This window comes from Coprobacter secundus subsp. similis (assembly GCF_015097275.1).
In the GTDB taxonomy this organism is placed as follows: domain Bacteria; phylum Bacteroidota; class Bacteroidia; order Bacteroidales; family Coprobacteraceae; genus Coprobacter; species Coprobacter secundus.
Genome location: NZ_AP023322.1, coordinates 2848756 through 2868591, shown reverse-complemented (window position 1 = coordinate 2868591; position 19836 = coordinate 2848756). Strand labels below are relative to the sequence as shown.

9 protein-coding genes are annotated in these 19836 nt (G+C 40.7%); all 9 read right to left on the bottom strand.

All coding sequences use genetic code 11. The annotated features are described in order from the left end of the window. Window positions 1-3 precede the first annotated feature (3 nt). Window positions 4-861, bottom strand: coding sequence for a VOC family protein (locus tag Cop2CBH44_RS11490; protein WP_200754847.1), 858 nt, complete (start codon window positions 859-861; stop codon window positions 4-6). A gap of 112 nt (window positions 862-973) precedes the next feature. Then, window positions 974-2512 (bottom strand): GLUG motif-containing protein, encoded by a 1539-nt coding sequence (locus Cop2CBH44_RS11485; RefSeq protein WP_200754846.1) that lies wholly within the window; start codon window positions 2510-2512, stop codon window positions 974-976. 46 nt (window positions 2513-2558) lie between these two features. Further along, window positions 2559-5519: a glycoside hydrolase family 2 protein gene (locus Cop2CBH44_RS11480; protein ID WP_200754845.1), complete on the bottom strand. Its 2961-nt coding sequence runs from the start codon at window positions 5517-5519 to the stop codon at window positions 2559-2561. Between the two features lie 16 nt (window positions 5520-5535). Further along, window positions 5536-7911, bottom strand: a complete 2376-nt coding sequence (locus Cop2CBH44_RS11475; protein ID WP_200754844.1) for a DUF4962 domain-containing protein — start codon at window positions 7909-7911, stop codon at window positions 5536-5538. A gap of 9 nt (window positions 7912-7920) precedes the next feature. Beyond that, window positions 7921-10320, bottom strand: coding sequence for a heparinase II/III family protein (locus Cop2CBH44_RS11470; protein WP_200754843.1), 2400 nt, complete (start codon window positions 10318-10320; stop codon window positions 7921-7923). A gap of 23 nt (window positions 10321-10343) precedes the next feature. Continuing rightward, window positions 10344-13217, bottom strand: coding sequence for a BACON domain-containing protein (locus Cop2CBH44_RS11465; protein WP_200754842.1), 2874 nt, complete (start codon window positions 13215-13217; stop codon window positions 10344-10346). A gap of 20 nt (window positions 13218-13237) precedes the next feature. Continuing rightward, a complete protein-coding gene (locus Cop2CBH44_RS11460) occupies window positions 13238-14449 on the bottom strand; it encodes a hypothetical protein (RefSeq protein WP_200754841.1) in 1212 nt (403 codons plus the stop codon). A 28-nt stretch (window positions 14450-14477) separates the two neighbouring features. Then, entirely contained in the window at window positions 14478-16526 is a 2049-nt protein-coding gene (locus Cop2CBH44_RS11455) for a RagB/SusD family nutrient uptake outer membrane protein (RefSeq protein WP_200754840.1), read from the bottom strand. Window positions 16527-16547: 21 nt separating this feature from the next. Further along, the gene (locus tag Cop2CBH44_RS11450) at window positions 16548-19820 is read right to left on the bottom strand and encodes a SusC/RagA family TonB-linked outer membrane protein (protein ID WP_200754839.1); all 3273 of its coding nucleotides are present in this window, start codon (window positions 19818-19820) and stop codon (window positions 16548-16550) included. Window positions 19821-19836: the final 16 nt, after the last annotated feature.

Here is a 19836-nt window from a genome sequence, read left to right as displayed (position 1 = left end):
TATTTATCGTATTGTAAATGGCTCTGTAAATTCCACTTTCGTTTTATCCGGTGTCATTAAATTCAGCAACCAGCGTTTGCCATATCCTATACCGGGATTATTAAGCACTTCGTTTATCTGCCGTTCTTTGAGGGTGTAAATAGTCTCTTGCATATCATCTACCACAAAACAGGGATGACAAAAATTAGGATTATTAGGAGAATAAAATTCGATATTCTCGATACAATTATTAAAACCGAGATAAAGAATTTTCGGAGATAAAGAAGCATCCTCAGGATAACGAACTATCTTATATAACCCCAATGCCTGAACATAAAGGGGGTCATTTTCATCTATTTTCTCCGCATATATACCTATATGATGAATTCTTTTGGAAATGCGCCTTTCTGACAAAAATTTACCTTTCGACCTTTTATACAAACCGTCTTCATTCATATTCAAAAACTCCAACACATTACCCGAATTATCTACCAATTCAAAAGAATCGTTGCCGACAGCATCTTTTGTCACCTTATCAGGGACTTTTATTCCTTTTTGTTGTAAAAAGAAACGCATACCTTCCACATCGTCGGTCTCTAACGAATAAGAAACCATTCTCTTTTTATTTATCGCATCGTTATCCTCTATAAATTCCAGAAACTGACGGTCATTTACCTTAAATGAAACAACTTTACCCCGCGGAGAATCATAAGAAAAAGCTTCATCAAAACCCAGAAACCGGCCATAATAATCTCTTGCCATTTGCATATCGCTAACCAAAAAAGTTATTTTAGCGATGCCCCAGATAGCAGGCCTTTTCATTTCCTGGCCATACACGGAGGCCGATAAAATTATCAATATAAAAAAAAGCGCTTTTTTCATTCTATTACTTTATTACCGATTAGCACCGGTTCGGCAACCGGAATAAATCTGAATCAATTAACAACCACCGGTTAAGTTAAACCGGTGGCTGTCAATTGATTCAAAAACAATTTTATTTATTAAACAGATGTTTTTGGGTAAATATACGTTTACCATCGATATCAGAACCGGCTATAATAACGATACCTTTTACCGGAACTTTTATAAACACCGAACCATCCGCTTCCGAATGGGCGATCTTCTGTCCCAAGAAATTATATATCTCGACATCCGATAACCCTGGAGCTTCTATTTCAATCCCACCATTCAGGTTAACGATACGAGGTTCTACGGTGATCGTATTATTACAAATACCTGTATTCAGAGATTCAAAAACCGGATAATCGTTACCCGCCTTTAATGTCCACGCTTTTAAGTCTACTTCATCCATCGTTACGGTTGTACTCACATAATTATTAAGTTTCGACAAAGCATCTCCGATTTGTTCTTCCAGAGTTTCGCCTGATAACGTTTCACCATGTTCACCGGTAGCATTTGATTCCGGTACGACCGGTGTCCATTCAGAAGATGAATTATGCCTTTGAAGAATCATAAAATCTGTTCCAAGAGCAAAATTATCAGAAAATAACAATGACTTCGAATTTTTAGCTACACGGAATGGTATCGTATTTTTTTCAAATTTAATCGAATTATTCAATGCGATACAATTCTTTACGGTAGCAGTTCCTGCATTGCTGCGACCAATAATACCGGAAACACTTCCATTTGCCGATTTCACATATACATCTCCCGACGCATAGCAATTAGAAATCAAGATATTAATATCTGTACCTGTCAATTGTCCGGCAATTCCCCCCGCATAGCATTCTCTGGTAGAAGCATCGACAGAAATAGTAGCTACAGCATAAGAATTTACGATTTTACTATTTACCGTCGAATTGGTCGACCCCGAAACATTACCGGCGATTCCCCCTACGTGGATACGCTCTGCTGTAGAAGCGGTAGACACTACATTAATCGTTATATCGGAAAAGCTGTTAACAATTAATGTTGAAACGGTTTCATTCGGAGTATTTATCCTTCCGGCGATTCCTCCGATACTGCAAACGACACCATTAGACTGCTCTGTCATCAACGTACCGCTCACGACACAATTATCGACTACTCCAGCCCGTAAAGAACCTGCAATTCCACCAATCTGATACTCTGATGTATTAAAGCCATAAAAGCCGACATTCTCCACTTTTAGATTCAAAATTTTTCCATATTTAACAACACCGAACAGCCCCATATCGACACCACTCATTTCTGAGCATGCCCCGGATGTACCGAATTTCAGATTTTTAATAGCATATCCGTTACCATCAAAACTACCGCCGAAAGACGATGTTTTAGAAATAGGTTCCCAATCGGCTTCATCAGCCATATCCAGGTTAGCAGTTAGCACATAACTGGCAGACCGATAGCTGCCCGCATCTTCGTCCGAACTATTGGTTTTATCTCTCATAAACAGCAATTCTGCTACCGAGCCGATTTTGTAAGGAGATTCGACCGATCCATTACCTTCTGCGATTCCTGTTGCAGGAGCCGTTACCGCGAAAGATGTTGCTATACATCCCGCCAAAAACAGAGTCAAAAATAGTTTTTTCATAATTCCAACAATTTAAAAAGTATATACTAAAATTTATTTGATTAAATTAATTCCTATGAGTATTCAGTGCACAATCTAACATATTCAACATAAGCTGCACTGCCGACGCATCATATCGGATACCATACAACCCTGGCTCTCCGAACCCTGGGGCCAGACGTCCTTTTGTCAGTAACTGAGAAACGACTAAAGTCCCTTTTTCCCGACCAAAATCGACCGCCATAACCGGCATACGTGTCAGATTTTTCCCAGCGACAATCTGGGCCGTCTGATTCTGAGCTATCCCGTTTAATGATTCTTTAAATCCGGCAACCAGATCGGTTTGTATTATGGGAGCTTCCGGATTTACCGATATTGCCAAAGCCGGAGCATCTTCAACAAGGAAATGTACTCTCTCTCTTAATTTCTTCATAACGGCCTCATCGTCCTTTTTAAATGAAAAATCAAAAAATCCCTGTAATTCATAAGCATAATAAGACGATGATTTTATCTGCACTTCATCGGCACCACGCTGTTTCCATTGAGATACAAAACTTTTATCATTCAATCCGGACAGCTCCATATCGGCAGACGGGACATTTAATCCTCCCCGCAAACCATTCCATAACCATCCTTGTTCCTGAGAAAGATTATAACATAAACCCGGTTCCATAATCTGAATATGACTTTCCGGTTCAGATGCCTCGGTAAATATGAGTTTAATACCTCCGAACAAATCATAAGTTTGTTTCTTTCCTCCCGTCAGTTTAATAACACTCTGTAACGGACCGAGATTATTTTCCGATTCAGGATATCCCTGTCCCAGACAACGCATCCCTACATCTGTCAGGACAACAGATTTTCCATCATTTATCGCCTTTTCGATAATCTGTAGAATTTCAGAATCTCTTCTCTCGATCTTATCCCAATCGGATATTCCCAATAACAAAATCTTAACATCAGGGGCAGACAACCCTTTCGTTTCGATACCGTAATTATTCAAGAAAGAAACCAACTCCTTCTCTGCCGGTGAAACTCCGACAACGGCAGATAAAAGAGACTGTGGACACTTCGCTTCAAATACCCTTATATCCCAGGAAGAAACAACCGGAAATTTTACATCTTCAGGCCGGTTTATCAATTCAGCTTTCACCGTGTAGTCGCCCACTTTATCAGGCATCTGAATATTAAATTCGACAACCTTCGTCGTATACGACGAAACAAATTCCTTAACAATCTTCTCTTCCCAAATACGCCCATTTGTATCTACTACCTGAACCCGGACATTAAATTCGGAAGATACCCGGTCATTGAAAAAATAAACCGGCAAATCAATTTTTTGCTTTGGAATAAACGTCCGGTCCCATAATTCGATACTTACCGATTGCGGCGAATAAGCTGCCGTAAGTGCATTCCATACAGGCTTGGGATTGCCATCTTTTAATTCTCCTGTGTACCAATGATTTCCATCTTCCCAACTACTGAGAATAACAAAAGGAGAAAATCCGGCGGCTCCTATCCTACGCCAGTACTCCGCCACAGCCGAATTCGACACGACATGATGTTTCATGCGTTGCTCTTTGGTATGCTTTTTGCCGAGAAAACGCATATAAGATTCGGGAAGTGTAGGATACCCTCCCATTTCGCCATAACCATCCAGATAATTTCCACCGAATTCATCTACAACGATAGCTCGTGGAAATTGCCGGTAACTATCATAATATACCCCTAAGTTTTCAAAAAGACTCCACCAATACTTATGAATATGCAATGTTTCCCTGTCTTCCAAAACCAATCGGGGATATTTTGGTAAAACCTTATTTAAGGCATTCCATATCGTCTCCATCTGACCTTCTCCTTCGGTCTCATTATACGGGTGAATAATAGCCGTCGAGGGATGTTTCATTCCCAAATCGAGCCAATCGGGAAATTGTTCTACCAAACTGTTTTCAGACGCCGGCATACCATGAAAAAACAACCATTCATATTGCACCAACAGTCCATACCGGTCACATAACTCTAAAATCCGTTCAGGAGGATTTCCCAGATGAAAACGCAATGTATTAGCTCCATGCTCCTTCAACCTTAATATGACATTTTTCTTAAACCATGTCGTATCCCAACCCAGTTCCTGTCCCTCTTTATTTCTAACCCAACGATGCCATACGACAGAACCGGCTCTCACTTTATACGGATTTCCATTCAAATAAAACTGCTTATCTTTTACCTCAAACGTTTTAGGAGCATAATTCATCTCTTTACTGTCGACAAGGCGGTTACCGTCGAAAAGCTGAGTTCTTAACTTATATAAATGGGGATTCTCCGGGCTCCAACTCTTAATTTTCCGGTTAAAGTCTATCATCACCGTATCAGTGTCTGACTTCCCCTGAGCCAGCAACTTTTCATTTTCAAAAACAGAACATATCCATACCGGCTTCTTTAAAGATACCCCTTTCCCCTCCGTCTCACAGGCAATTTTCACCCGGTCATTGTCCATATCGGTAAACGGAATAACCCGGGATAAACGAGCATTACCATGCAATTCGAGTACAATATCATCCCAGATACAAGAAGATATATTCGAACGCCACTGATCGGCCAAAGCGATATATGATGCATTGGTTTCATCAAAATCAGATAAAGAAGCAAGTGCAATCTCAATAACGATGTTATTTCCCGGTTTCACTTTTTTACTATCCAATGGATGAAAGGTCGGTGCCATTCCTCCATCTTTTTTCGATACGATTTCTCCATTTACATACACTTCCGGATTGAACCTTGCCCCTTTTAAATAAAGGGTAGCATGCGACCAGTTACCTTTCGGTAATTTCACCGAACGCCGGAACCACAACTTTCCGGGAGTCTTTTCCGCAGCATTCTCTGTAATAGAAGGAAGTTCCACCCTTCTGTCGTACTCACGGTTCAATCCTCTTTCCCACTCTCCATTTAAATCGATAGACACCGGCTGCGCATTTATTGCACCGGCCAGGATGAACAACGAAACTATTAAAACCAATCCCCTATACATATCGTCTCAATATTATTTATAATTTCAATTTATATGTTCCCGGAGAAGCCGTAAAATTCAACAAACCTCCTTCTTCTGTCGCTTCTACCGATTTCATCGATTTTCCGTTAACTTCTATCTTCCATTTTCCGGGAGCCAATCCGGCGATAATAACCCTGATTTTATTTTCATTTCCCGGTATAGTGAAAGCTATTTCATCTTTTATCTTATCTCTATCTTTTGCAAAAATCAGAGCCTGTCCCATTTGTTTTACTCCGGCTATCCGGTCCGTTTCTATCAATTCCGCCGGTTGCAGAGGGGCCGGTTTATCTGCATCTTTGACATACATTACATTTAAAAAGTAATCTGTATCTCTCGATACTCCGGGCTGAATCTCGATTCTACCCCAACCGAATTCACCCTCTTTCTTTTCTTCATCGTATTTTTCGAAATTATCCGGCAAATAATTCGTACCATTCACTAAAAAACGGTTCGATGAAGCAGAATTGCCGGTACCGCCGATCATCTTTAACCGGGCATCATGAGGAAGGAGTGTCTGGTTTACCAACATACCGTTATATCCGAATTTTACGCGTTTAATAGTTGTTGTCCGTCCATCGATAGATGGCTCTTCCTGACAATGCAATAAAAATGTTTTTTCAAAATTCGGATTGGTAGATACCACCTTATCCATCACGACGAATATTGCCGGGAAATTTTTATTCTCTGTCGGAACAAATAACATAGAACGCAAAACTTCGCTAACCTTATTTACACGTTGCGTATAAGCCTTTGTCAAATCTCCTTTTATATATGCCAATTGCAATTTTTTAGCATCCCCGACAATCTGGTGAGCCAGCACTTTTCCCCTGTCGAAAGTACCACTCGTCCATTCTTCATAATTTTTGGCTTCGCTCTTTAATTGATTTTGCCCACCGTCATTTTCTAAAGGACCTTTTCCATCGTATCCGAAAATCTCGTCCGGATCTTTTATCAACAAACAATTATGTGCGATCGTCGCTTTCGAATAATTCAGGCAGTGAGCCGAATTATAACCTTTATAATATCCCGATTCTGAAGCCAATATTCCTTTATAAAATATCTGAAAATTTCCGGCATCGAGATGATTATGATTTCCACCGCTCAACTCTCCGATTTTCATAAAAGCGATCACATCGTTCGACGTTAAAGAATTATCCCAACCGGTACGGGCCACGATTCCGCCATAGGGCGAAGGATTATAACGGGCAAGAGGTAATGTCTTATTCGAAGCCATTCCTATCGTAGGGTCATTAAATAATAAAAATTGTACCGGAGTCCTCGTCGCATTCGTGTACACAAAATCTTTAAACCGGTTATTATAAAATAACGCCTCATTTTTTAAAACCGGGTCTCTATAAAAATTACCGATTAACAATGTAGCCGTACCGATGTGATGTTGCCTGCGATATGGAGTATTCGGATCATTTTTACCCCAGAATACTTCCCGGTTGCGATTTTCTAAAGTGCAATCGCCTTCTCTGAACAACTGTCCATCCGGACGGCGGGTATATATCCAGTTACGAATAGCCATGCCGAAATTAGGATTCAACACTTTCTTTCCCGTCATACGATAAATAATCCACTGTCCCCAAGCATCCCATATCTGGCGATAAGCACCATAACCATCTCCCTGGTGATGCGTAAAAGACTGATACCAGAAATCTCTCGGTTGAATAAACTCGTACAGATAACGCCCCATAACCCAATCATAAAATTCGGGACGCTCATCATACACTGCGATAGAAAACGAAAACAAATCACGCATAAGCTGAGCTTCTCCCGCATGTGAAGTTACCGCTCCCTGATGAACTGGAGGCCAGCCTATTTCCATCCGTTTAGCCAGCTCCTGACATTTTTCGATAAAGAAGTTTTTATCTTCATTGGTAAGTAACGGATAACACCAGTCATAAACTTCCGATACCGTAAAAATAGTTTGTCCGATAGGGCGAGAAACATCAGACATTCCATGATATGTTATTGTATTCAGGACATTACGCATCGATGAAATAGCCAATCGTCCTTCTCCCTTATCATTAAAGAGAGAATATTCAAATGCGCGTGCCTCTATAACCGCTAATTTACGTCCGTCAAAATTAGCTTCATCCGGTCCTAAATCCGGGAAATTACCATCAAAATTATCCTCTAATAATTTCTTATATTCTTTTACTGCATTTTTCATTTCCTCCATATCCATGTTTTTCTCTAACACACCGAAATCAGAACGGCGCATGAGCAAACGCGGATGTTCGTCCGGCACCTTTATCCAGGGCTTGGGATAAGGCGGTTTATCAGTTATCGTAAGCTCTTTTTCCGCATAAACCGACACTGCCAGTAAAAACAAAACTCCGGTAATAAACATTATTTTTTTCATATCCTAAATTTATATTCCTGTTGATGAACTTCGTTTAAATAATAAATTCCCCGCAGGAGCTTTAAAATTCAAAAGTCCCCCTTCTGTACTCGCATTTACAGATATATCTTTCCCTCCTGCCGTAATGATCCAGTGGCCTTCTTCCACGCCTGCTACAATAATATTCAATTCTTTATCTTCGCCCGGTATTTCTACAGTAAATTCACGAACCGACGGGCGTGCCGTTTTAGCGAATAAAAGAACATTGTCGAAGATCTTCGCACCGGCAAAATCTTCAGTTTCGACCAATTCTGCCTTTTGTACCGACAGCGACTTATCTGCATCTTTGACATACATTACATTAAAAAAATAATCGGTCGCACGCGAACTTTCCGGACATATCTCGAGCCGGCCCCAGCCAAACTCGATTTCCGATTTATCTTCACTATATTTACCAAAACTTCTAGGCAGATAATTTGTACCGGCTACCCAAAACCGATTAGACGAAACATCCTGTCCGGTTCCTCCGATTTTAGTTATCGTTGCATCTGCCGGTAATAAAACCTGATCGACAAGCATACCATTATATCCCGCCTTCGTATTACGGATAGCTACTGTTTGAGCATTAATCAAAGACGGTTCTTCCTGACAATGAAGGAGAAACGTTTTTTTATATGAAGCATTATTCGCCGAAACTTTATCGAAAACCACAAACAGAGCTGGGAAATCTCTCTTTCCTGTGGGAACAAACAACATAGAACGCAAAACCTCCGACACCTTACTGACTTTTCTTGTATATGCCTGAGTAAGATCCCCTTTTATATACGCATAATCGGTCTTCATATTTGTCGCCGAATACTGATGAGCCAGCACTTTCGCCCGATTAAACGAACCTTTTGTCCAGGAAGTATAATCATCGGCCTCGCTCTTTATTAAATTCTGCCCCCCATCGTTTGCCTGAGCACCGTTCGGCCCGAATACTTCACCCGGATGATGTATCAGCAAACAGTTATGCGCAACAGTCGCTTTCTGATAATTTAGTTGATGCAGTGTTCCGTAACCATCATAAAAACCCGACTCCGAAGCTAATATTCCTTTATAAAATATCTGGAAATTTCCGGCATCCTGATGATGATGATTCCCTCCTGATAATTCTCCTATTTTCATAAACACGACAACATCTTCAGACAGCGGAGTATTGTCCCAGCCCGAACGGGCAATCATCCCGCCATAAGGTGACGGACTATATTTTACCAATGGTAACGTACTGGATGGGGATATACTAACATCCGGAGCATTAAACAAGAAAAACTGTACCGGAGTACGAGTGGCGTTTTCATACACAAAAATATTATTTCCTGGGTCATAAAAACGGGCTTCATTTTTTAATACCCCGTCCTTATAAAAATTACCGATTAACCAGGAGGCCGTACCGACATGAGTATTACTTCTACTTTGAGCTTTCGAATCATTAACACCCCATGTAACTGTCCGGCTCCGATTCTCAAAAGAATCATCCCCTTCTCTGAACAGTTGCAAGTCGGGCCGTCTCAAATAAATCCAGTTATACATGGCATATCTGAAATCCTCGTTAAGAGGCTTCCCGCCGTTAAGGCGATAAGCTATCCATTGCCCCCAGGCATCCCAAATCATCCGGTAAGCACCATAAGCCGAGCCCTGGTGATGCGTAAAAGACTGGTACCAATAGTTCCGGGGCTGAACGAACTCGGATAAATATCGACCCATCGTCATCTCCAGATAATCCTGATTTTCATCATATACTGCTATGGCAAAAGACATGAGGTCTCTCATTAACTGAGCCTCCCCTGCATGCGACGTTATCGCCCCCTGATTAACCGGAGGCCAGCCGATTTCCATATTCTTCGCCAGCTCGATACAATTATCGATAATAAATGTTTTATCCTCTGCCGTCAATAACGGATAACACCAATCATAAACTTCCGATGCTGTAAAAATTACATGACCTAATGCTCTCGAAACATCCGATAATCCGGTAAAACTGACCGTATTAAACACATTCTTTATTGCTTGTAAGGCTTTTTCCCCGTTTACGGTATTATTGTTAAATAAATAATCAAACGCTTTCGACTCGATAGTCGCCAGCTTTTTCCCTTCATAATTAGCTTCTCCGCTTCCCTTATCCGGGAAATTACCATCGAAAGAATCGGCCAATAAAAGAGCATGTTCCCGCACAGCATTTTCGGCCTCGACAGAGCGCATATTCTCCCTGATTGCCGACATATCATGCATACGCAGCAACAATCGGGGATGTTCTGTAGGAACGACAATATTATTATTTGTACCCCCTCCGTTCAATGTTTTGCCCGAATCATCATTCTCGACGATCGCATCTTTAGAGCAGGAATACAAAATGGCAAACAAACATCCATATATTAAATATTTTTTCATCCGTTCCGTTTTTTAAGATTTACTCACTTGCTTTTAACCGGCAAACCGTTTATCACAGGGTATTGGCCATCAGTAGCACTCCAGTTCGACCATCCCGCATATATTCCGGAAGATTTCAACTCATTTTCATTCTTTGCAAATACCTGAGAATTCGACCAGGCCCCGTCGGACCCATTTAAATTAAGATTAGAATTTTGCAGTACAAATATGTTTCCGGCTATAAATCCTGTATTTCCGGAAAGATATCCCATATAATTACCCATAGTCGGGAAACATACTGACGGATTCACATTTTCTACAAGAGTAATACTTCCGGCATTCAAAACATTCCGGACCTCCACATTAGAACTGTTCCCGGCATTAAAAGAACCGAACAAACCTCCCACCTGATAAGTTCTGTTTACTGCTCCTGAGTTGGCATTTCCTATGCTGAACCTGATTTGACCGTAATTTGCACAATCGATATATCTTAACTGAGGACTCGAATATTTGCTCTCGCCGACCAAACCACCCCATTTAGCAGTCGAGGCCGAACCACCCTTATTATTATAGAAATGGTTATCCAGATCTCCGTAATTAGCACATTGTTTCAAAAATCCCTTATCGAAAATTCCGACCAATCCACCATTAGAGAGCGTGTTTCCGCTTTCATTATTTTCTGTGAAATTATTAACATTATTCGTCCCTGTACCCGTTATACCAAAGTTTCCGTAATTCACTGTCAGAGTAGCCTGCAGTTCATTGGTAGTACTCACATGGCCACCATTTGCACTGGTACCGTAAACAACATTGCAATTCCCCATAATTCCACCGGCATACATACTCGGACGAATAACCGCATAATTTGCACAACGATCGACGGTTCCGCCTCCCCGTCCGACAATTCCGCCGACAATACACCCGGTAGAAGCGATATATTGCATTCCGTTTATACATTCAGAAACCTTGACACTGAGATGTCTAGATGCTCCTAATATACCACCGATAGCAGCCTTGTCATTTGCAAAGATGAATCCGTTTCCTGCAGTCCGGGAATTTTTTATTTCAGCATTATTAAGTGCAAATCCGACAAGACCACCTATTATATTTTTTTCATACCGGGAACCACTCATATTCTTTACATACCGGATATTGCAATTCTCGGCCGTACAATTATCCACAACAGCCTCATCTCTTAATATCGCTACCAACGGAGCATGAATCAGCAAATAGTCATAGTACTCTAACGAAGGAGGAAGCCCGCTGGTAACCGAACCGCCATTGTCATCCAATACAAATTCGAAACCCGAAACCGTAAGATCATGAATCCTTGAATTTCCGCTTACTGTCGAGAATAAAGCAACTGTCGTGGGACAACCTTTTCCGTTAAATGCCGGAATCAGCAAATTACTGCTAAAATTAGAAATCCGGTTACCGTTACCATTAAAGTCACCCTCGAAGCCTCCGATTTCTCCCGACGACATATATATCGGGCCTCCGGTTTCCTGTACTCTCAATGCACTTGTAGTTCCCGCACATTGCTTACGTTCGCTCAATACCGAACCGATAGGCATAAACGGCACCTCCTTCAAATCGATATTCGCATCTAATCTGTAATATCTAAAACCGACATTTGCCATAGTTGCATTTTGCACATTCTGAAGATGGCGCAATGATTTAATTACAAGAGGGTCCGATTCGGACAAACCTGTACCCGAATCAAACAGATTATGTACTATATTTGCCTCATTCGGCAACGATTCAACAGATTCACTGTCGTCGTTCTGCAAATACAAAACAGAAACACGGGGTTCGATCTGGCCGATATAATATTGCCCATTATCTAATGACCAGTCTGAAACCAGAAGGGGAACATCTATTTCAAATTCGGTATTTTGTTCGGTTTTCTTATTCAATATCATTTTATAACTGGCAACACGAGTATCTGTTGAAACTCCGTTCTCCACTTTATAAAAATTAATGATATAACCTTTATGCCCGAACACAGCGTTCCATTTTACCTTAAATTCATCAGGAGTATTTTCTACCGACACCGTAGGAGGCATTTTATCTCCCATTTGCGTAACTAATAACTCCGTTTTCACCTTTTCATCTTCAAGGCTGCTAAAAACCAATTTGCCGGTACGCACATCACCCGTATTATTTGTCCGAACCGACAATACAAATGTCCTATTCCGGGTTTTGGTAAATGAATTATTCGTTAAATCTATTTCTTTTTGTTCTGTCGAATCCCTCAGAGAAAACATCTCTGCGTTATCCGTCTCTACCTTCCACGACTCGCTCGTAGTCAGGTGTAATATATTCGTATTAAATGATACCGGAACCTGTAACTCCGAATCAGACACTTCGATAAAAGGATCTGCCGCTTTTTGAATCAATTTAAAAGGTATCGGTTCAGCATTATCCTGCAAAGGATTAAACCGGATAAAAATAACACGAGGCACTTTCTCTATATTCCGGGTAATACTCATTGTAACAGGTCTCGAACCGAAACTCTCGTCCATCGGAGACATCGAAAACCAGTCTATCTCGGCCAATACCCCACCATCGGCCCGATTATCGCCATCTAAATCGGCATCGTACCAATCACGGGCAAAATAATCTATACCATTTTCGCTATACATCTCTTCCAGCTCATTTTTCTGCGTTTCCGAAAGGGCTTCAATTTTATAATCGACATCGGCCGACCACCAAAATTTTAATGCCTCGAAACGGAAAAACATAAAATGTTCCTGCTCATCGATTTCTAAAGAACGCTGATTTTCAGATACAGTAATGTCTTCCGTGTTTTTATTGTACAAATCATCTTCCGGGAAAAGAAGAGACTCCTGGCATGCGCACAACAGGGTAGCCAGAATAAGCGTACTTCCGATATATATTTTCTTTATACTCTTCATAGTTCTTTCAAATTAGCTGATTATTTAGAAAGCAAATTCCTTAATTCATAATACAAAACCGTAGGCTCGTTTTTTACATTAAACAACCGAGGATTAATACCCGAATCTCCTTCTTCCGGTATTATATCCTGAAATCCATTAAATTGTAATGTTGAAATTCCTTTTCCGATACGAGGCAGAACGACAGACATTAAAGAGTGGAAAACCTCTTTCTGATCTTCACGGCTAACCTCAACGGCAAATTCATTCGTAAGTCCGAATATGGCATCGAAATTGCGCATCTGTAATTCGATCGATGTTATATGAAATTCGAATCGGTTACGAGAACACCAATCGATCAGCTCACCTAACAATTTTTCATTTTCGGTACGGTGAGTCGGATAAGTCCATTTATATCCCGATCCGCTATCATCGTCTTCAAAAGTCGCATTCCAGGCCATGCCATCGACATCTATACCCGCAGTTCTCAGAGCAGCCAGCATTTTTTGCATTCTTTCCCAAATAACAATATCCAGTTCTCCACTCTGAGAAATAATTTTCTTTACAGAGGGAGCATTCTGATTCGCTATCTGCAAAGCAAGTACTATATACCGGGGAATATAAACCGTTTGACTTCCATCCTGATAACTTATATCGGAATATCCTAACTTCATCCAGGGATTCTGATAAAAATATTCAGAAGATCCGGACGGAGCAAAAGGGTCTTTTATAACTTCCATCCATTTTACGACATCGATATTGGCCGCCAGATCAGACGAAAGCCGGGAAAACATTTTGTTTACCATGATTTCTATATTCTCAGGCGTATTCTGCCTGTCATTGTCATCCTGCATCCATTTCGACGTATTATCAGAAAGACCGGCCTTAACATACATATACATATTATATTGACGTGCAGAAGCAAAATAGGGGCGATATAAAATATCGCTGAACTGCTCACGCGGACCTTTCAGAAGAGCATCCTGAAAAAATGCCGTATCGACCGATAATACCGAAAATTCTTTTGTAAACAATAACCGGTAATCATTATGAACCGGATCAAAAAAGGCCGTATTACCGGGAACCATGCCCACATAAAAATTCTGAGTCCCATAATTTTTCCCGACAAGCTGTCTTAAAGGCATTTCATCTTCCGGAATTTCCGTATATGGATATTCTTCATTACAAGCAACTACAAGTATGCCGGTAAGCATAAACAGAAAAAGTCTGATATATTTTTGAATGTTATACATAGTGCTATTTCAATTTTAATATTACTTATTACCAGCCATAATTCTGATCATCGAGCGGAATTGCCCGGTTCGTGTTCATCTCTTGTTGAGGAATAGGCAAAAACAATTGCTTAATACAAAAACCTTTCACATTATTTGCATAAGGGCTATAATACTTATATACCCTCAACGGTAAAGAATACTCTCCCATATCTTTCATTTCTGTAGGATTCTCTTCGGTTCCGTATATCATTCTGTTCCAGTCACCATGCGTAAAAGCCTTCAGTGCTTCGTCATTACTGTCCGAACTGTTTCTTAAAGCATACCGGATTCCATAATCGGGATCGGCATACCAGAAATCATGAATCATTATTCTCTTATTCACAAACTCCCAGCCTCTGCGACGAAATTCGAAAGTCTCGTGAGCTTCTCCTATCAGTTCTATTTCACGCTCTCCAATAATCAAAGTACGTACAGAGTCCTGAGACAAACCGCTATTCCAATCTGCCGGCTCGACCGACCCGGGACCGCTTTTCCGTGCCCGGGATAATATCGTCGTATTCACAAGGTTTATAGCATCGGCAGTTTTTCCTAATTCATTCATGGCCTCGGCATATAATAATAACAGGTCGGCATAACGATAGAGAATAAAATTTATATTCGAACCCGATGTCGAAGTTTGTGTAGGGTCCAGATGCTTCTTTATAAACGGATAAGCCCGGTCCCGACCTGCCGGACCGAATCCACTATGAGGAAAACAGGTCTGAGCAGTAGGACCTACATCATAGGCTCCGCTCACATCGTTCAATGTGTAACGCATATAGCTCATATACACATAAGAAATATCTATTCTCGGGTCATAGCGGTTTACGCTTCTTTTAATGGGAGAACTTCCTTCATTAAAATTAAAAGGATGTATAGCCAAAGGTTTAGACTGATAGTTTCCGCTTGCAACCTCTTCTGCCGTTACAAACATTCTGTTTTTTTGATACGGGGTTTTGTCTCCATATTTACGCCAATGTTCGGCAAATGTCGACCAGTCTACACAAGTACGCCCACGGGAAGTATTGTTTAGCAGATTAGGATTAAATTCCGTACGGTTCGATGGTGATGTTCGGGCACTTATAGATGTTCCCCAACTCGTGGCATTGAACGAATATTGTAACTCCAGAATACTCTCGTTCGTATTCCGGGTTTTCCCCTGAAAAAGATTTCCATAATCCGGCAGCAGCTCATATACATTTTCGTCAACTACTCTTTTCGCTGCATCTTTTGCTTTTACCCAAAAATAACGGGAATCAGCATTCTCCGCATCTTCCGGAAAAACTTCGTTCTTTATTGTATTATAGAATCGCATCAATACGGCATCCGATGTATAATCGGCCTGCTTTCCCTCTTCATAAGTGGCCTGTAAATGTTCTTTAGTCATACAGGCTACCCAAGAATAAACTTTAGCTAAATATGCTGTCGCAGCCCACTTATGAGGATATCCGATTTCTTGCTCACCGGGCTCTTTCATCGTCTCTTCTGCATCCAGTAAATCTTTAATTATCTGACTATAAATCAGAGAGATTTTTTCACGAGGATATCCTTCCGTATCCAGGTATGTCGTCGGTGACGTTTTTAAAGGAACCCGGCCGAATAACCGGACTAAATCGAACATCATACATGCCCGTAAAAATTTAGCCTCTCCGGCATTTTTATCTATAAAATTCTGATCGAAAGAACTCTTTTCTATTTTTTCAATAAAAACATTGACATGATCGAGAGATTTATATATCTGCTGATATAACGAAGGTAAGATATGTGGTGAATTCGCCGGTATTTCGCCTAAAGCCGAGGCTGCTACCGTACTGGTAGTGGTAGTCATAGCTGTCGCCAGACTTATACACTGTTGCAATTCATAAAGTTGTCCCCTGTAACTATTTTGGGCGAAATTACTGTAACACCCAATTAATGCCGTACGTACTGCAACTTCGTCTTTATATGCGTCGTCTGTCTTTACACTTGTCGAAGGAGATTCTCCTAAAAAGTCGTTACAGGCAGTAAATGCAATAATACTAAAGACAATAATCAAACTTTTATATATCGTTTTCATAATCGAGTTATTAATCATCTGTTAAAAATCAAGTGTTACTCCCAAAGCATAAGTCCTGTTTTTAGGATAAGAAGTCCAATCGACTCCTACCCGGAATGGGTCGTTCGCAAAAGAATTCACTTCAGGGTCATATCCCCTGTATTTTGTTATTACGAATAAATTAGTGCCTGTAAGACTCAGTCCCACCCGGGAAATAAATTTATTTCTCCTGAGATTGATATTATATCCTATGGTCAGATTCGCAAATCTTAAAAAGCTTCCGTCTTCTACATAATAACTGCTAAAACGTCCGGCATCTCCGGCATAATTCATCCTCGGATCGGTCGTGCTTATCCGGTCTTCACGCCAATAGTGATCTCTTATATAGCGGGTAGCATTATAATTTACATGTATCGTTTTAATATCTTCTTCCAGCATCCGGTTCGAATTAGCTATCTGATTACCATACACTCCGTTAAATACGGCATTAACGAAAAAGTCCTGATAAGTAAAATCGACAGTAAACCCATACGTAAATTTAGGATTAGGATCTCCGATTATAGTACGGTCTGCATCAGCTTCGATATATCCATTCCCATCTGCATCGAAATAGCGAAAATCACCGGCTTCCAGGAGTTCATTCTGTGTACCCGACCATATCGGTAATGTTCCCCGCACCGACATAAGATTTTCTTTCGTAACAGCATCAGGAGAAACCGTCGGATGAACAGCCAGGAAGTTCTGCATACGTACACGCCGGTCTTCATCGACCTCGGCCTGAGTTAAAATTCCGGACGTTTTCAAACCATAGAAAAGTGCGACCGGCCGGCCTTCTATAAAAATATTTGCAGCATGTTTAAAATAAGAAGCATTTCCTACGTCCGTACCCAGAAAATAAGCCCAGTTATTAGCCCCTATCTGAGATTGTTCAAGACCGATATCCATTATTTTATTTTTATTGAACGAAATATTTCCCCCAATATTCAACGAATATTTCTTTGTTCTGACAGGAGCCAGATCTAACGAAATCTCTATACCTCTGTTCCTGATAGATCCCCGGTTTATATACATTCTTGAATATCCGGATGAGAGAGGCATTTCTATATTCTGTAATAAATCATACGAACTTTTATTATATAAGTCGACAGTAAAATTTATTCTGTTTCTCAACAATCCGAGATCAAAACCTACATTATACTGTTGTGTCGTTTCCCATTTCAATGTCGGGTTAGCAATTCTTTCCAGCTCAAACCCGGCATAATAACCCGACCCTAAAGCATTCGAATAGGTATTACTTCCATATAATTGTAATGTCTGGTAAGGCGTAATATTCTGATTTCCGACCATACCCCAGCCTAAACGTATTTTGGCATTCGATAACCATCGGTATTTTCGAAAGAAATTTTCCTGGTCTAACCGGTAGGCCAATGCAAAAGACGGGAAATAGCTAAACCGGTTTTCAGGCGCAAATTTGCTCGTACCGTCTGCACGGAAAGTCGCTGTCAATACATAACGCTCATCATAATTATATATAACACGACCTAAAAAGGATAACGAATTAGTCGGAGACAACGTATATTGAGGAGGATTAATGGTTCCGCTATACATCAATCCTTCTTCTCTGAATCCCAGTACAGAAAACGACCGGCCTACATTCAGACGGTTTTTATCGGTAGACGTGGTTGCCGTCACACCCAACGTTCCCTCCAGACGGTTTTTTCCAAATCTGTAATTCGCATTGAACATATGGTCTATATTCAATCGCATATTCTCTTTGTTAGAAACCTGAGACATTCCCCCATTATTACGTCCGTTCGAGGTGGTTACTCCATAATATTGCTGTCGCGTACGATATCGGTAATCTACCCCTACGGTCGTTCTCATAGACAACCATTTGACCAGTTTAATATCTAAATAAACAGAAGAAAGTACCCTGTATTCTTTTGTAAAATCCTCATAATCTTTTAAATAAGGATTCGGCCCATATGCATCTTCCGAATCCATATCTGTAACCCCCTCATTCTCATCGATATAATCGTCTTCGCTACCGGCAACCAGCCTGTAAGGACGGAAGGTCAGTATCTGTCTCAACAAACCCGACGATGCAAAAGCACTGGCATTCGAACCTGACGTCATATTTAACTTAGAGTGCATGAACGATGTACGCGTACCAATTCTCAATCGGGACGAAACTTCCTGATCAAAATTAATACGTATATCCATCGCTTTACTTCCTGTCGAACGAATTACTCCTTGAAGATCGTTATACCCACCCGATACATAATATTTGGTTTTATCCGTTTTACCTGAAATATTCATCCGGTGACTGTGGCTCCAGGCCTGACGGGTAGCCCAGTCCTGCCAATCTACCGGTATTTTTCCATCGATAACGAGATTTTGTAATTTCGAGCTTCCCTGTGCCAGTCCCAGTTCATTCTTAAATGGAATATATTCTTCCAAAGTCATTAAATCACGCTTATTTGTAATATGCGATGTTGAAACACTTCCGGTATATTGCATTTTAGGTTTTTCTGTTTTACCGCTCTTCGTAGTAATCAAAACAACCCCATTCGCTCCCAACGAGCCATAAATAGCTGTAGCCGATGCATCTTTCAATACCTCAAAACTTTCGATATCCTGAGGATTAATTCCGGTGAGTCCGTTTTGACTGGGAGCTGTAGTACCCGATTCTCCGGAAAGAATATTCTGGTCCATAGTCGAATTCATAATAATTCCATCTACCACATACAAAGGTTCACTCGAACCGGTCAATGAACCTGTGCCCCTGATTTTCATATTTATAGCTGCTCCCGGAGCCGCATCGCTTGCCGTTACCTGAACTCCGGCAGCACGACCCTGTAATAAAGACTGGATATTGGTACTGGTCATTGTTTCGACATCATTTACCGAAACTGAAGAAATTGCACCGGTAAGGTCTGATTTTCTCATTTGACCATATCCCACAACGACAACTTCTCCCAACGTTTTCACGTCTTCCTCCAAAACGACATTCAATGTTTTACTGTTCTTCGGTATGGATATTGTTTTAGAAACATATCCTACATACGTAAAAATTAATTCGTTACTTTTTAACGGTACACGTATCGAGTATTTTCCTTTTATGTCGGTAATGGTTCCATTACTCTCACCTTTTACCCGGACAGTTACTCCCGGAAGCTCTTCACCTTTTGCATCGGTCACTGTACCGGTTACAACGAAGCTTTGAGCCATCGCAGGCAAAATGAAAAAAAGCATTAATAAAACTATCAGGCCTTTTTTATTTACTATCTTTTTATTTATATACAGGAATTTCATATTAGTATCATTTATT

What these genes read in the sequence shown, in the direction of transcription:
- Cop2CBH44_RS11490 (WP_200754847.1), bottom strand. Translation starts at nt 861, where the DNA reads ATGAAAAAAGCGCTTTTTTTTATATTGATAATTTTATCGGCCTCCGTG.
- Cop2CBH44_RS11485 (WP_200754846.1), bottom strand. Translation starts at nt 2,512, where the DNA reads ATGAAAAAACTATTTTTGACTCTGTTTTTGGCGGGATGTATAGCAACA.
- Cop2CBH44_RS11480 (WP_200754845.1), bottom strand. Translation starts at nt 5,519, where the DNA reads ATGTATAGGGGATTGGTTTTAATAGTTTCGTTGTTCATCCTGGCCGGT.
- Cop2CBH44_RS11475 (WP_200754844.1), bottom strand. Translation starts at nt 7,911, where the DNA reads ATGAAAAAAATAATGTTTATTACCGGAGTTTTGTTTTTACTGGCAGTG.
- Cop2CBH44_RS11470 (WP_200754843.1), bottom strand. Translation starts at nt 10,320, where the DNA reads ATGAAAAAATATTTAATATATGGATGTTTGTTTGCCATTTTGTATTCC.
- Cop2CBH44_RS11465 (WP_200754842.1), bottom strand. Translation starts at nt 13,217, where the DNA reads ATGAAGAGTATAAAGAAAATATATATCGGAAGTACGCTTATTCTGGCT.
- Cop2CBH44_RS11460 (WP_200754841.1), bottom strand. Translation starts at nt 14,449, where the DNA reads ATGTATAACATTCAAAAATATATCAGACTTTTTCTGTTTATGCTTACC.
- Cop2CBH44_RS11455 (WP_200754840.1), bottom strand. Translation starts at nt 16,526, where the DNA reads ATGAAAACGATATATAAAAGTTTGATTATTGTCTTTAGTATTATTGCA.
- Cop2CBH44_RS11450 (WP_200754839.1), bottom strand. Translation starts at nt 19,820, where the DNA reads ATGAAATTCCTGTATATAAATAAAAAGATAGTAAATAAAAAAGGCCTG.